A 13,780-nucleotide genomic window follows, 5' to 3' on the forward strand; every position below is an offset into this window, starting at 1 on the left:
GGCAACGGCCGGCCATCGTGGTCTGATGCTCCCGCGGGCAAAGAAAAACACCCCGGTCCGAAGACCGGGGTGTTACCGATGACCCGACTCATCCATGAAGGATGTCTCGACTCATCACAAAAAGTGGAGATGGGGGGAATTGAACCCCCGTCCGATGTCGTGTTGTCAGGGCTTCTCCGGGCGCAGTTCGCGTCGGACTTTCTCGGCCCCAGCTATCCTGCGAACAAGTAGCTGATCCGGGCCCAGTCATCTAAGAGTCCCGCTTGCCTCGATGACGAAGGCAAACAGCAGTGGCTATCTAAATGACGCCAGGATCCGGGGCAATAGCAACCTCGGGCTGACGGACTGTCTTACTGCTTAGGCAGCAAGAGCGAAGTCAGTGCGCTTAGAATTGGCACTTATTGGTTTGCAGACAGCGTTTACGAGATAATTCTGCATCCTCGGCCCGCTTCACCTGTCGCGACTAACATCGTCGAAACCGATCATCCCCGTATTTTGTTATCAATCCCCGCAGGACAACGACCGCCCGAAAACGACCACCTAAAAACCTGCCGGATTAATCATCATAACGCATCGCGGCGCCCGAACATTCCGGGACACGCCTTGGCTGCCTACCCGCGTGGCGGCCTGGGGGAAATCAACGGCGGTTGCGCTCGCGCAGTTCGCGTAGCGATTCGCGCTTGTCCTGCTGCTCACGCAGGGTCTGCCGCTTGTCGTAATCTTTCTTGCCTCGAGCCAAGGCGATCTCGACTTTGGCGCGTCCATCCAGGAAGTACAGCTGGAGCGGCACTACGGTCAGCCCGGTCTCGCGGATCTTGCCGGAGATCTTGTTGAGTTCCTCGCGGTGAAGCAACAGCTTCCGACGGCGGCGCGCGGCATGGTTGGTCCAGCTCCCCTGGTTGTACTCAGGGATATGGATGCCCTCCATCCACAACTCGTCATTGTAGAAGGTGCAGAAACCGTCGACCATCGATGCATGGCCTTCACGCAGGGACTTTACTTCGGTTCCCATGAGGGCAATGCCGGCCTCATAGGTATCCAATATGTGGTAGTCATGCCGAGCCTTGCGATTGGTGGCCACTACCTTACGGCCACTTTCCTTGGGCACGGTAGAACTCCTTGGTTGTCGAAGAATCACACTAGTCTACGCCAGCAGATCCCTGTCGTGTGGGCTACAAAAGGTTCATCGGGTCAACAGCCTGCCCATTAACCCAGGTTTCAAAGTGCACGTGGCAACCGGTGGAGTTACCCGTGGTACCTGAATAGGCAATGAGCTGACCTTGACTCACTTGCTGTCCGGAGGAAACCACCACGCTGGTGTTGTGGTAGTAAACCGTGGTCAGGGAATCACCATTGATGACTCCGTGCGATATCTTGACACGGTTGCCACCGCCGTCGTTGCCCCAACCTGCAGAAAACACCGTGCCTGCAGCGGCTGCGTATACCGGCGTTCCGCAGGGGGCACCGAAGTCGATGCCCGTGTGCATATAGCCGCCCTGGCCGTAGAAATCGATGGTTCCAGGCGGCGTCGCACGCCAACCGAAGCCTGACGTGATCGGGATGTTCGCAGGCACCGGGTGAATCAGGCCGAAGTTCGAGCGCGGGTTGCTCGCCGGTGGGACAAAAGGCTGCGGGGCTGCCTGGTTTTGCGCCTGGGCCGCGGCCGCCGCGGCTGCGGCGAGGCGCTGCTGTTCGGCCAACCAAGCTTCGCGCAGTTTACGGTCACGTTCCGAGATTTCCGCGGCGACGGCGTCCTGGTTCGCCTTCACTTGCTGGAGTTGGGCTTGGATCCCGGGTTTGGCTGCTTGAAGCTGGGCGTTGAGACGAGTGGTGTCGGAGATGAGTTTGTCCACCTCCGCCTTCTTGGCAGCGGCGTCATCCCGGGCTGCCTTCTCACGCTCAAGTGCGGCGTCCGCCTTTGCCTTGAGATCGCGGATTTCCTGTTCGACGGCGGTGAGCCGGGCCTGGGAGTTCACGTTCGTCGCGCTCTGCTGCGTCAATTTCGTCATCGCGGCGTTCTGGCTGCGCATCGCTTGGTTGGCGAGGTCCATGGTTTCCGTGAGGTTGCCGCCGTCGTTCGATCCGAACAGCAAAGCGACGTTCGTTGGAACCCCTCCGGATTTATACGCCTGCGCCGCGATCTGGCCGATGAGCTTCTTGGTATCGGTGATCTTTTGCTTGTCGTTTTCCAGTTGCTGGGTGATCTGGGCTTTACTCTGCTGCGCCAGATCCACGCGGGCGGCCAAGGCATCAGCCTCCTTGACTGCTGTGGCAACCTTGCCCTGGGCTTCGAGGAGTGCCTGTTGCGCTCCCGGGAGCTGTCCTTGGTAGACAACGAGGTCGCCGGCCGCCTTGGCGATGTTGGCGTCAACGAATTCCAGCGACTGCTGCACACGCGCCGATTCCGCGTTGAGGGCAGCCTGTTGGTCATCGAGATTGTCAGCGTGCGCCCCGGGCGCGGTGCCGAGGCTCGCGGCGAGCGCAATGGCCAGCACAGAGCCGGCGACCTTCGCCCGGCCGCTCACTTTGCGCAGCTGCAGCGCAGCCTGGTACTTCCGTGTCATCGGCTGTCCTGTTCGCCCGGGATCAGTGCTCTTCATGGCTAGACCTTGAGATATCGGCGGAGGGTCAGGAGCGACGATATCCCGGCCAAGCCACCGCCCAACGCTATCAGGACAGGCGCAATCACGAGTACCTGGGTCGAGGAAATAAACGGAGTGTTCAGGAACTGCCGCGACAAGTCTCCGTTGAGCCAGAACTGTGCCACCAGCCACAATGTGCCTGAGGCCAGGACTGCACCCACGACGGCGGCGATGACGCCTTCGAGGATGAACGGCAGTTGGATGACGGTCTTCGATGCTCCAACGAGGCGCATGATGCCTGTTTCCCGTCGCCGGCTGAACGCGGACAGCCTGATGGTCGTGGTGATAAGCAGGACTGCACAGAAGATCATGACTCCCGCCACCACCATTGCCGCCACAGAGGCGCCGTTCATCCACTCAAAGATCCGTTCAAGGACCTGGCGCTGATCGCTCACGGTCTCCACCCCGGCCTGGGACGAGAACGTTTCGCTGATGATCTGGTACTTCTGGGGGTCCTTCATGTTGATTCGGAAAGACGAAGGAAGCTGGTCCTGGGTTACCGAATCAACGATCGGAGAGTTGGAGAACTGTTCCTTGAAGTGCTTGAACGCATCGGCTTGCGATTCGAACTGGTAGTCGGTGATGTACTGCTTGACAGCCGGCGAATCGAGCATTCTGGCCAGATTGGCCTGCTGCTCCTTGGTGACCGCACCCGAGGCACATCCGGTCGATGTCGAGGAGTCGTTGCAGAGGAAGATGGCGACCTGGACTTTGTCATACCAGTAGCCCTTCATCTGGTTGATCTGCATCTGCAGCATTCCGGCCGCACCAACAAAGGTGAGCGAGACAAAAGTCACCAGGACGACGGAAATCACCATTGACAGGTTCCGGCGCAGACCGCTGCCGATCTCGCCCAGGATAAAAGCGAGCCTCACTGCTGGACCCCCTGCGCGCGGTCGATTTCCGCATCGCTCGCGTCCTTCATCCGCCGGGACTCTCCCACTACCGGAATCATCGAGGTGTAGAGGGCCCTTGCCTCATCGCGGACCACCACTCCGTTCCGGAGCTCCACCACGCGCTTGCGCATCTCGTTCACAATGTCGTCGTCGTGCGTCGCCATGACCACAGTGGTGCCGTTCTGGTTGATCTTGTCGAGAACGCCCATAATGCCCATCGAGGTAATGGGGTCCAGGTTTCCGGTGGGTTCGTCCGCCAGCAGGATGCCGGGACGGTTGACGACGGCGCGGGCGATGGCCACGCGCTGCTGCTCACCACCGGACAGCTCATGCGGCATGCGACGTTCCTTGCCTTCAAGCCCAACAGTCTTCAGCACTTCCGGAACCGTCTCGCGGATGATGCTGCGGCTTTTTCCGATCACCTGCATGGCGAAGGCAACGTTGGCGAAGACATTCTTCTGCGGCAACAGGCGGAAGTCTTGGAAAACGACACCGATTCCGCGGCGAAGTTTGGGGACCCGCCAGCTTGAAATGTTGGCCACGTTCTGGCCCGCGACGTAGACGGAACCGGATGTTGCCCGGTCTTCCTTCAGAATGAGTCGTAGAAACGTCGACTTGCCGGAACCCGAGGCCCCGACGAGGAAGGTGAATTCTCCACGGTCAATCTCAAGGTTGACAGCATCCAGCGCCGGACGGGCATTGGGGTCGTAGACCTTGGTGACATTCTCAAATCGGATCATGACTCTTCAGAACCCCGCCGGACATGCCACGTTCGACCAGTCCAACCGCCAGCGCACGGGCTTTCATTGGGGGAAGTTGAGCGCCGGCTCTTCGACTATACGCACGCTCCGCGATGGAATCGCGGGCTTGGCGCGGTGTGTCGCCCAATCAAGTAATCAGCCCGGGCGCCTTATCCCTCGGCGTTGCGGTTACCTGTGCGCCAGCGAATCCCTGCGTCAATGAAGTCGTCGATGTCGCCGTCGAACACCGCAGACGTGTTGCCCACTTCGTGCTCAGTCCGCAAGTCTTTGACCATCTGGTACGGATTGAGCACATACGAACGCATCTGGTCCCCCCACGATGCCTTCACGTCACCTGCGAATGCCTTCTTCTCGGCATCTTCCTGCTCCTTTTTCAGGAGGAGGAGCCTTGATTGGAGCACGCGCATCGCGGCTGCGCGGTTCTGCAACTGGGACTTCTCGTTCTGCATGGAGACGACAATCCCTGTGGGGATATGGGTCAAACGTACTGCGGAGTCCGTCGTGTTGACGGACTGCCCGCCAGGGCCGGAAGAGCGGAAGACATCGACGCGGATCTCGTTGTCCGGAATGTCGATCGAGTCGGTCTGCTCAATGAGCGGGATGACTTCGACGGCGGCAAAGGACGTCTGTCGCCGTCCCTGGTTGTCGAACGGGCTGATCCGGACAAGCCGGTGCGTCCCGGCTTCGACGCTGAGGGTACCGAAAGCGTACGGCGCTTTGACCTCGAAAGTAGCCGATTTGAGGCCGGCCTCTTCGGCGTACGAGGTGTCCATCACGGTAGTCGGGTAGCCATGGCGTTCTGCCCAGCGCAGGTACATGCGCATGAGCATTTCGGCGAAGTCCGCCGCATCAACACCGCCGGCGCCCGCACGAATCGTGACGACGGCCTCGCGTTCGTCGTATTCGCCCGAGAGCAGGGTAACCACTTCAAGTTCCTTGAGGGCCTTGCGGATTGATTCGAGTTCCGTGGCCGCCTCCACCATGGAGGCGTCGTCGTCCTCGTCCTGGCCGAGCTCGACAAGGACCTCAAGATCGTCGATGCGGCCCGTCAGCCTGTTCAAGCGTTCAAGCTCCGACTGCCGGTGGGACAACTTGGACGTAATTACCTGGGCGGCAGCCGGATCGTCCCAGAGGTTCGGTTCACCAGCCCGCTCGCTCAGTTCTGCGATCTCTTCCTTGAGCTTCTCGACATCGGAAACCTGTTCGATGGAGCGGTAAGTGGAGCGAAGCGCGCGGATTTCTGCGGGAAAGTCAATCTGAGCCATGGTTGTTCCAGAGTACGCCATCCGTTGACGGCCTTGGCACGGAGCCTGGACGTGTGACGCTTGAAAATCAGCGGGTCAGCCGGGAACGCGCAGTGGAACGGGCTTCGATCGGAACACCGTCGGGAAGCAGAAAGCTGACCACAGGCGGATGGGCAACCGCGCTGAGCACCACTTCGGCCGTGGTGTTGTCCGGACTCCCGGTACCCGGGCCGACGGCAAGTTGATCGAACCGTGAATGGGCGCCGTTTTGGCTGAGGTATGACTCGGTAATACCTCTTACCCGCGCGCTGTTGAGGACGGCCGACGGCGTTTCGGCGCCGCTGTCCACTTGGCCGAGGGCATAGCTGTCCGCGGCCGCCACAGAAGCTCCGTCCGCCACGGAGAGGAGCTTCTTATGTTCGATGTAGATGGCCGAGGCCGCAGCAACGACCGTTGCAAGCAATAACGCGACCACGACATAGCCGATGGTCAAGACCATCAAATGGCCGCCTTCCGCCTCTGATTTTCGGGATAGCAGGATGTCCGTCTTCGCGGGAAGACCTCTCACCGGAACCGCCCGACGATTTGCGTAGCCGACGCACTCAGATTCGCGGCGTCCAGATTCAGGGTGTCTCCAAAGGGCAGCATGGGCAACGGCACCGTGAGCTTGACCGTCACCGTCACAGCAGCGCCGGCGGACAGGCAATCGCCGCGGTCGCACGCGACGTCGACATTTGCCCGCTCCGCGGAATGGCCATAGTCGGCAAGGGCCAGAAGGGCAGCCTGTTCAGCGGCGACGCGCCCTTGGGAGGTGTCCTTCTGCATGACATAGACCTTGGCGGCTTGGTCCGCTGCCCCCACGACGGCGAAGGAACCGCCCTGGATCTGTCCAATAGTGACGATGAAATAGACCACGGGAACCATGAGTAGGAGGGACAGGAGGATGAACTCGACCACCGCGCTTCCCCTCTCAGGGGCACACGGAGGGCCGGCAGGTTCGCGGCCCTCCGCCGCCGGCCCCTCCGCCGCCGGCAGGCAGACCACCTCCCTGAAGCGGGAGAGCGCTGCACGGCCAGGATCAACCCGAAGTCGCAGCATGGCCCCTCACCTCCAGCCCTGCTACGGGACCAATCAGTCCGATAACTGGCAATGGTGCACGGACTGTCACCTCCAAGGTGCGGATTCCCTGGAAGCTGGCCTCCGATGTCGAGATGTCCCGGGCAAAGTCCGCGTTCAGCGCCGTTCCGATCAGCTCTGCTGTGCGCTCACGGGCATCGGACGATGTCCTGTCGGCGAGAGTGCCGTAACGGGCTCCGGACGAGGCCGCATCAATGAGCGTATTGCGCACGTGCAATATGAGGGTCAGTTGAATGACAGCGAGGAAGAATACCGTCAACAGACCGCCGACCAGCACAAAATCCACGACGGCGGAGCCGCGTTCATCGCCCCTGCCGACCCTCACGCCACTGCCATCTTCCGCTACCCGGCTGCGGAACGGCATGGACTTACTTTCCGACCTTGCTCATCGCCTGGTTGAAGAGTCCTTCCAGTGCCGGGCCGGCCAGCGCCAGCAGGCCCGCGACAAGTGCGGCGGACATCAGGGTGATCATGACCCAACCTGGTACATCGCCCCGCTCCGGATGATCGTCGTCGGGGACCGGACACTTGTGCAGGTTGGTTCCAAGCTCTGATCTGGACGACGGGAGTGTCCACAGCTGCCACAGCAAGAGTCCTGAAGCGGATAGGCCTTCGCGTCCGAGCTTTTTCATTTTCACCATTTCATCTTCCCCATTTCATCTTTCCCATTTCATCTTTCCCATTTCATCTTTCCCAATTCCTTATGCAGGAATCCATTGTGATCCGTGCTGTCTTGGTATTCAGGCGGACGCCCATGTGACGGATGTGAAAAGGCTTGACTGAGATTCGTCATTAGAAGCCAAGATCCAACGCGGCCAAGCCCGGATAGACCGCGAAGATCACCGTGAGGGGCAGGACGCCGAAAACCAGCGGGACCATCATGGCGATTTCCTTGCGGCCCGCCGCTTCCATCAGTTCCCGCTTGGCTGAATCGCGGACATCCGCAGCTTGGGCCCGCAAAACATCGGCCAAGGGAGTTCCGCGTTCGACGGCAACGACAATTCCATCCACGAACCGAACAAGCGGGCCGAGCTCGGTTCGTCCCGAAAACTCGTGCAGGGCTTCGATCAGGGGTGTGCCGGCCCGGGTGGCGGCCAACACCAGGGCAAACTCCTTCGCCAGTTCGCCGCGGGCTGTGCGACACACTCGATCGAGGGCACCGCTGGCGCTCTCCCCCGCACCCACCGCAAGAGCCATCAACTCGGCAAGGCTCGGGAATTCCGCCAGCATCCGCCTTTCCCTTCGTTTGATCTGCACCCGGAGCATGTAGTCGCGGAAAAGAAACCCTGCCAGTGCACAAACCAGGACCGTAGCAACCGCGAGCACCGGACTGAACCGACCCCCGGTGGCATTCACGACCACCACGACGAGCGCCGCGGCGAAGCCTGCGGCGGCCCACAGCAGTTGCTCCGCGCGGAAGTCCAGCGCGGACTTTCCAGAACCGGCCTTTGCCAGCTTTTTGTTGAGGGATGTGGTCCCCAGGTTGAACTTCGCCAGGTAGCCGAGGGCGTCGCGAAAAACCGGCCGCAGGATGCGCTCCAAGGGGCCGAACAGTGCGATGTCCGAGGGTGCGGAGAGCAGGCGCGATTCGAGGTTCTGGGACCTGAGTTGCGGCTCGATGCGCTCCACGAACGGAATCGTCCGCATGAATGGCATGCGAACAAAGATGAGCCACAATCCGGCTCCCAAAAGAAGTCCGCAGAATGCAGCCAAGGCAGTCAGCCCAGTCATCGAAGGACCCTTTCATCTTCAGGAAGGGCGGCGATGCGCAGCATGACCCAATAGCAGAAGGCCGAGACCAACAATCCGCCTCCAAGAACGCTGGCTCCGGCCGCCGAGTTATACGCGGCAACGGCTTCCGGCCGGCTGGCCAGCAACATCAGGACGATCCATGGGGCGGCAACGGCCAGGCGAGCACCATTGATGGTCCATGATTGTCGCGCCTCAAGCTCGCTGCGAGTCCTCGCGCTCTCACGAAGGAACTCGGCAAGAGTTCCCAAAAGGCGGCCCAGATCGGATCCGCCCACGTCCCGGGTCAGCCTGAGCGCCTCAATGATCCGGTCGGCAACGGGATCGGCCAAACGCTCCTTTAGTTTGCTCAACGCCGCATCGAAATGGCCGCCGGAACGGTAGTCCGCGGCAAACTCGCGGAAGAGAGCCCGCAGCTCTTCGGGACCTTTGTCTCCGAGCTGGATAAGCGCCTCGGGCAGCGAAAGCCCCGCACGGATCGCCGAGCGCAAATGGTCGACGACATCGGGCCAGAGCTCCCGGAGCATGGCGGTCCGCTTGCGCGCCCGCCAACTGACAACGGCCAAGGGAAGCCACATACCGAACAAGCCGAAGCACGCTGCGATCGAGAACGACGCGGTCATGATGTTGATCACCAGTGCGGCGAAAAGGCCCAATCCGAGGCACGATGCGATGAATCCCCCGCCGCTCACTTTTTCGATCCCGGCAGTGAGCAACAAGGACTCAAGGCGTTTAGGTTTTGGCTCCTTGACGGCAAGCGGGTCTTGTTCCCATGCCGACCACCAGATGAGGAAGACACCCAGCCCGCAGAGAACGCCTAGCAGCGGCGCCATTAGAAGTGCCCCAGGAGCGCGGCGACGTCAAATCCGGCCCGGGCGAATTTCTCGGCGGCCGGCATGGAATTCGACGTGGCTTGGAGCCGGCCGTCCTGCATCGTGAATACCTTGGACGACTCGATGATGCCGTTCTCCACGCGTCGCCCCAGCGAAAGGATCTCGGTGACTTGCCGGCGACCGTCCGCGTGGCGGCTGCAATGAACCACGAGATCGATGCATGAGGCCACGGTTGGAACGACGAACGCACTTGAGATGTTCCCGCCGGCCAGCAGCGGCAAGGTGCAAATCTTGGTCACGGCGTCATGGGCCGAGTTTGCATGGACGGTGCACATGCCCGGCAAGCCAGAATTCAACGCAATCAGCATGTCCAGGCTTTCGGCTTCCCGGACCTCGCCCACCACGAGACGATCCGGCCGCATACGAAGAGCCTCTTTGACGAGCCGGCGGAGGGGAATTTCGCCTTGCCCCTCAAGGTTTGGCTGGCGACACTGAAGGCCAACGACGTCGCGTAGCGGGAAGCGAAGTTCAAAGATCTCTTCGACGGTGATGACCCGCTCGCGGGAGCCGATATTGGCTGCCAAGCAGTTGAGCATTGTGGTCTTTCCGGCCTGGGTGGCTCCTGAGACGAGAATGTTCAATCCACTGGCGACCGCGGCTCCCAGGAACCGGGCTGACTCGGGCGTCAACGTCCCCAACTCCACGAGATGCTCGAGCCGGGTTGCCTTGACCACAAATTTGCGGATATTCACGGCCCAATGGCGGCGGGTGACGTCGGGAATGACGACGTGGAGCCGAGAGCCATCGGGCAGGGCCGCGTCCACAAAAGGTGAGGAGAGGTCGAGCCTCCGCCCGGAACTCTTGAGCATCCGCTCGACGAGGTCGCGAACCTGCTGCTCGGTGAGGCTGATCGAGGTAAGTTCTGATTCGCCGTTCCTGGCAACGTAAACCTCGTTTGGCGCGTTCAGCCAGACCTCTTCGATGGTGGGATCCTCCAGAAGTGGCTGGATAGGCCCGAAGCCGGCAACGGCGTCGAACACGTACTTGCGCGCAGTGTCCAAGCGTCCCAAGGGAGGCAAGGGGCCCAGAAGAGCCCGCTCATCGTAATCATTCACGGCGGCCTCGACGAGCCGGTGAATTTCGACTGCTTGACTCGAAGGATCCAGTCCGCGCCGACGAATCAGCTCCCGCACTTCATCCTCGACGATGCGCAATGCTTCCATGTTCCCCCCAATGCAGCATGCGCCCAGGCGCTGCGGAAACCTTCAACCAAGTTAAGGCTAGGGGAGGTTGCGACTCCCTGCCAAGTAGATTTGGGCGGTTGTGGATAACCACGAACAGCACGGCGATTGACAAGGAAGTCCCCGGATTCAACTGAACCTGCCGCGGCTGGATTTTGCGTGGACTATCCGCGGCACGGCATGCACGAAACCGGGATGGATTTGAGGCACTACTCGAGTGTTGACGGTGACTAAATACGAGTGTTGACACCCTGATTGGCCGCTCGTAGCGTCAAGTAATCAGGCGCGCGCCATTGGCCAAAAGGCCAAGCGCCTTTTGCTGTTAAGCCATCGACGCGCAACCGGGTTAACAATAAATGAATGCCCACAATGAGTACTGGCGACCCCGAATTGTGCTGAGGGTAAAACTGCACAGAAGGTCGCACCGGTCAGGTTGCAGGCGCGACGAACGGACTTGAGATGCAAGACGGGTGCATGGTGGCCTCCCGCATTGGGCGGAGGCCCTCCTTTGAAGCTCAAAAAAACCACCGAAAAGCGTTTGCCATGGCCGCAGCCGCGCTCCTTTTGGCGACGCTCTTCAATGCGGCGCTTTTGACCCGGCCGGCCCAGGCCGCGGGTCCTCTTGTCGTCACGTTGACATTTGACGACGCCAACGCTGATCAGGTGGCTGCGGCGAACTATTTGAATTCCAAAGGAATGTTTGGGACGTTCTTCCTTCCCTCCGGTTACCTCAACGCGACCGATCCTAATGGTGGCCCGCCTCCCTACATGACGACCGCCCAGGCACTCGCACTTCAATCGGCGGGCAACGAAATTGCCGGGCACACGGTCACGCACCCCGACCTTGCCCAGATGGACGCGAACGAGGTGGCACGCCAGATATGCAATGACCGCGTCAACCTGACCACTATGGGCTTCCGGGTCACGAATTTCGCCTACCCGTTCGCCTCCGCCACTCCGGCCGTCGAGCAACAAGTCGCCAACTGCGGCTACAACAGCGCACGTGGCCTGGGCGATCTGAAAAGCAAAGCCGCCCCAACGCTGACCGAAGTTGCTGAACCGCTGCCCGTTCCTACCGCGGACCTCTTTTTCACCAAGGCGCCCGACGAGGTAGACAACACGTGGGCAGTTGCCGACATGCAGGCCGTCGTGACCCAGGCGGAGGCCGGCGGCGGATGGGTTCAATTGACTTTCCACCACTTCGACTCGGCTACAGACCCTCTAACTGTCACGACCACCAACTTCCAGACGTACGTGAATTGGCTGGTGACGGAGCAAACGGCCGGCAGGATCGTCGTCAAGACGGTGCGCCAGGTGATGGCCGCCCAATTCCCGGATCCCGCAAATCCGGCGCTCGACCTGGATAAGCCACTCGTCAATGGGCCGGCCGCCCCGCCACCCATCACGGTCGGAAACCTGATCCAGAACCCGAGTTTGGAAACAGCAGGCCCGGTGGCCACCGGACTCCCCTATTGCTGGGCAATCGGAGCATACGGCACCAACACCCACACCTTCACCAGCGTGTCCCCGGGCCACACGGGGTCCGTTGCAGAACAGATGGTCATTTCCGGCTACGTTGACGGCGATGCCAAGCTACTGCCGACTTTGGACCTGGGCCAATGTGCGCCGAGCGCTACGCCCGGCCATATCTATCAAATGTCCGCTTGGTACACGGCGACGGCTCCGACCCAATTCGAGCTCTACTACCGAACTGGCCTTGGCACGTGGAATTACTGGACCGCAAGTCCGAACTTTGCCGCGGCAACAGCGTGGACCCAGGCCACCTGGACCTCCCCACCGGTTCCGGCAGGTGCGAGCGCAATCAGCATGGGCTTGAACCTGCTGAGCAATGGAACCCTGATAACTGATGACTACGCGTTGTACGACTCGGTTGCCGTGGCCAGCGTGTTCAAATCGATGACACCAAGCAGGCTGCTCGACACCCGTAACAGCACCCCGGTGGCGCCAGGGGGCACGGTGTCCTTCCAAGTCGGCGGCGTCAATGGCATCCCGGCGAATGTCTCGGCAGTGACCTTCAACCTCACGGTGGCCAATCCGACGTCGTTCGGCTTCGTCACGGCCTACCCATCGGGAACCGCACGGCCGAACGCCTCCAACCTGAACTACGCCACGGGGCAGATCGTCCCCAACTTGGTCACGGTCCCGGTGGGTTCGGACGGGAAGGTCACCCTGTACAACCAGTCCTCGGGAACCGCGCAACTGATCGCTGACGTCTCCGGGTACTACGTCCCGGCTGCCACATCGGCTCCTGGTGAGTTCCAAGCGCTGGCGCCAAGCCGGTTCCTGGACACCCGCAACAGCACCCCGGTGGCACCGAACGGAACGGTGTCCTTCCAAGTCGGCGGGGTCAGCGGCATCCCGGCAACAGTCTCGGCCGTCACTTTCAACCTCACGGTGGCCAATCCGACGTCGTTCGGCTTCGTCACGGCGTACGCGTCCGGAACCGCCCGGCCGAACGCTTCCAACCTGAACTACGCCACGGGACAGATCGTCCCCAATAGTGTCACCGTTCCAGTGGGCGCGGACGGAAAAGTCACGCTCTACAACCAGTCCTCGGGAACCACGCAACTCATCGCGGACGTTTCCGGTTACTACCTGGCCGGCACCGCAACGGCGTCGGGAACCTTCCAACCCATCGCGCCAAACAGGTTCCTCGATACGCGGAACAGCACTGCGGTGGCACCGAACGGCACGGTGTCCTTCCAGGTCGGCGGGATCAGCGGCATCCCGGCGACAGTCTCGGCCGTCACTTTCAACCTCACGGTGGCCAATCCGACGTCGTTCGGCTTCGTCACGGCGTACGCGTCCGGAACCGCCCGGCCGAATACCTCCAATTTGAACTACGCCACTAACCAAATTGTCCCCAACTTGGTCACGGTCCCCGTGGGTGCCGACGGAAAGGTCACGCTCTACAGCCAATCCTCGGGTACGGCGCAGCTCATCGCGGACGTCTCCGGGTATTTCCTGCCATGAACTACTGAATACACAAAACCCAAGTAAAGAAAACACCGCCGCTCCGGCCTGCACTGCGCAGGCCGGAGCGGCGGTGTTTGGCTGTTGGCGGCCGTGCAGACAGTATCCGAACTGCATTGAACCACTCACTCAAATCCCATTGGCCACATTAGCACCACCTTGCACATCAGTGTTATGGTTGCCTTCGAATTAGAAGTGCCAACAGCCATTTACCGTCGCGGGTTTGAAACGGCGGAATGAATCAAGTGCCGCCCCATCGGGAGCCGGCAATCTCGTGTGGAGC

General features: G+C 60.9%; 13 protein-coding genes and 1 other RNA gene. 1 reads left to right on the forward strand and 13 read right to left on the reverse strand.

Going from position 1 to position 13,780, the window contains the following annotated elements:
• Nucleotides 1–121: 121 nt before the first annotated feature.
• The 13 genes from ssrA to QRN51_RS02335 form a co-directional block, all read right to left on the reverse strand.
• Nucleotides 122–490, reverse strand: a transfer-messenger RNA (tmRNA) gene (gene ssrA, locus QRN51_RS02275).
• 147 nt (nucleotides 491–637) lie between these two features.
• Nucleotides 638–1,108 carry an SsrA-binding protein SmpB gene (gene smpB, locus QRN51_RS02280; RefSeq protein ID WP_028264808.1) on the reverse strand — a complete coding sequence of 157 codons (471 nt, stop codon included), beginning with the start codon at nucleotides 1,106–1,108 and terminating at the stop codon, nucleotides 638–640.
• 64 nt (nucleotides 1,109–1,172) lie between these two features.
• The gene (locus tag QRN51_RS02285) at nucleotides 1,173–2,564 is read right to left on the reverse strand and encodes a M23 family metallopeptidase (protein WP_284988449.1); all 1,392 of its coding nucleotides are present in this window, start codon (nucleotides 2,562–2,564) and stop codon (nucleotides 1,173–1,175) included.
• Between the two features lie 38 nt (nucleotides 2,565–2,602).
• A complete protein-coding gene (gene ftsX, locus QRN51_RS02290; RefSeq protein ID WP_284988450.1) occupies nucleotides 2,603–3,517 on the reverse strand; it encodes a permease-like cell division protein FtsX in 915 nt (304 codons plus the stop codon).
• Complete coding sequence (gene ftsE, locus QRN51_RS02295) at nucleotides 3,514–4,278, reverse strand: cell division ATP-binding protein FtsE (protein WP_059387583.1); 765 nt, start codon at nucleotides 4,276–4,278, stop codon at nucleotides 3,514–3,516. Before ftsE ends, ftsX begins: the two co-directional genes overlap by 4 nt.
• Nucleotides 4,279–4,448: 170 nt before the next feature.
• Complete coding sequence (gene prfB, locus QRN51_RS02300) at nucleotides 4,449–5,564, reverse strand: peptide chain release factor 2 (protein ID WP_284988451.1); 1,116 nt, start codon at nucleotides 5,562–5,564, stop codon at nucleotides 4,449–4,451.
• A 67-nt stretch (nucleotides 5,565–5,631) separates the two neighbouring features.
• Nucleotides 5,632–6,042, reverse strand: coding sequence for a pilus assembly protein TadG-related protein (locus QRN51_RS02305; RefSeq protein WP_059387582.1), 411 nt, complete (start codon nucleotides 6,040–6,042; stop codon nucleotides 5,632–5,634).
• Nucleotides 6,043–6,107: 65 nt separating this feature from the next.
• Complete coding sequence (locus QRN51_RS02310; protein WP_284988452.1) at nucleotides 6,108–6,641, reverse strand: hypothetical protein; 534 nt, start codon at nucleotides 6,639–6,641, stop codon at nucleotides 6,108–6,110.
• A complete protein-coding gene (locus QRN51_RS02315; RefSeq protein ID WP_284988453.1) occupies nucleotides 6,622–7,044 on the reverse strand; it encodes a TadE family protein in 423 nt (140 codons plus the stop codon). Before QRN51_RS02315 ends, QRN51_RS02310 begins: the two co-directional genes overlap by 20 nt.
• A 4-nt stretch (nucleotides 7,045–7,048) precedes the next feature.
• On the reverse strand, nucleotides 7,049–7,312 hold the full coding sequence (locus QRN51_RS02320) for a hypothetical protein (RefSeq protein WP_332602067.1): 264 nt from the start codon (nucleotides 7,310–7,312) through the stop codon (nucleotides 7,049–7,051).
• A 160-nt stretch (nucleotides 7,313–7,472) separates the two neighbouring features.
• The gene (locus QRN51_RS02325) at nucleotides 7,473–8,411 is read right to left on the reverse strand and encodes a type II secretion system F family protein (RefSeq protein WP_284988454.1); all 939 of its coding nucleotides are present in this window, start codon (nucleotides 8,409–8,411) and stop codon (nucleotides 7,473–7,475) included.
• Entirely contained in the window at nucleotides 8,408–9,262 is an 855-nt protein-coding gene (locus QRN51_RS02330; protein WP_284988455.1) for a type II secretion system F family protein, read from the reverse strand. Before QRN51_RS02330 ends, QRN51_RS02325 begins: the two co-directional genes overlap by 4 nt.
• Nucleotides 9,262–10,485 carry a TadA family conjugal transfer-associated ATPase gene (locus tag QRN51_RS02335; protein WP_284988456.1) on the reverse strand — a complete coding sequence of 408 codons (1,224 nt, stop codon included), beginning with the start codon at nucleotides 10,483–10,485 and terminating at the stop codon, nucleotides 9,262–9,264. Before QRN51_RS02335 ends, QRN51_RS02330 begins: the two co-directional genes overlap by 1 nt.
• Before the next feature lie 561 nt (nucleotides 10,486–11,046).
• On the opposite strand from QRN51_RS02335, the gene QRN51_RS02340 reads away from it, so the two are divergent.
• The gene (locus tag QRN51_RS02340; protein WP_284988457.1) at nucleotides 11,047–13,497 is read left to right on the forward strand and encodes a polysaccharide deacetylase family protein; all 2,451 of its coding nucleotides are present in this window, start codon (nucleotides 11,047–11,049) and stop codon (nucleotides 13,495–13,497) included.
• The last annotated feature ends 283 nt before the right edge of the window (nucleotides 13,498–13,780 follow it).

It is taken from the genome of Arthrobacter sp. efr-133-TYG-120 (assembly GCF_030209785.1).
Lineage (GTDB): Bacteria > Actinomycetota > Actinomycetes > Actinomycetales > Micrococcaceae > Arthrobacter.

What these genes read in the sequence shown, in the direction of transcription:
- QRN51_RS02335 (WP_284988456.1), bottom strand. Translation starts at nt 10,485, where the DNA reads ATGGAAGCATTGCGCATCGTCGAGGATGAAGTGCGGGAGCTGATTCGT.
- QRN51_RS02320 (WP_332602067.1), bottom strand. Translation starts at nt 7,312, where the DNA reads ATGAAAAAGCTCGGACGCGAAGGCCTATCCGCTTCAGGACTCTTGCTG.
- QRN51_RS02325 (WP_284988454.1), bottom strand. Translation starts at nt 8,411, where the DNA reads ATGACTGGGCTGACTGCCTTGGCTGCATTCTGCGGACTTCTTTTGGGA.
- QRN51_RS02305 (WP_059387582.1), bottom strand. Translation starts at nt 6,042, where the DNA reads ATGGTCTTGACCATCGGCTATGTCGTGGTCGCGTTATTGCTTGCAACG.
- prfB (WP_284988451.1), bottom strand. Translation starts at nt 5,564, where the DNA reads ATGGCTCAGATTGACTTTCCCGCAGAAATCCGCGCGCTTCGCTCCACT.
- QRN51_RS02315 (WP_284988453.1), bottom strand. Translation starts at nt 7,044, where the DNA reads ATGCCGTTCCGCAGCCGGGTAGCGGAAGATGGCAGTGGCGTGAGGGTC.
- QRN51_RS02330 (WP_284988455.1), bottom strand. Translation starts at nt 9,262, where the DNA reads ATGGCGCCGCTGCTAGGCGTTCTCTGCGGGCTGGGTGTCTTCCTCATC.
- ftsE (WP_059387583.1), bottom strand. Translation starts at nt 4,278, where the DNA reads ATGATCCGATTTGAGAATGTCACCAAGGTCTACGACCCCAATGCCCGT.
- QRN51_RS02340 (WP_284988457.1), top strand. Translation starts at nt 11,047, where the DNA reads ATGGCCGCAGCCGCGCTCCTTTTGGCGACGCTCTTCAATGCGGCGCTT.
- QRN51_RS02310 (WP_284988452.1), bottom strand. Translation starts at nt 6,641, where the DNA reads ATGCTGCGACTTCGGGTTGATCCTGGCCGTGCAGCGCTCTCCCGCTTC.
- QRN51_RS02285 (WP_284988449.1), bottom strand. Translation starts at nt 2,564, where the DNA reads ATGACACGGAAGTACCAGGCTGCGCTGCAGCTGCGCAAAGTGAGCGGC.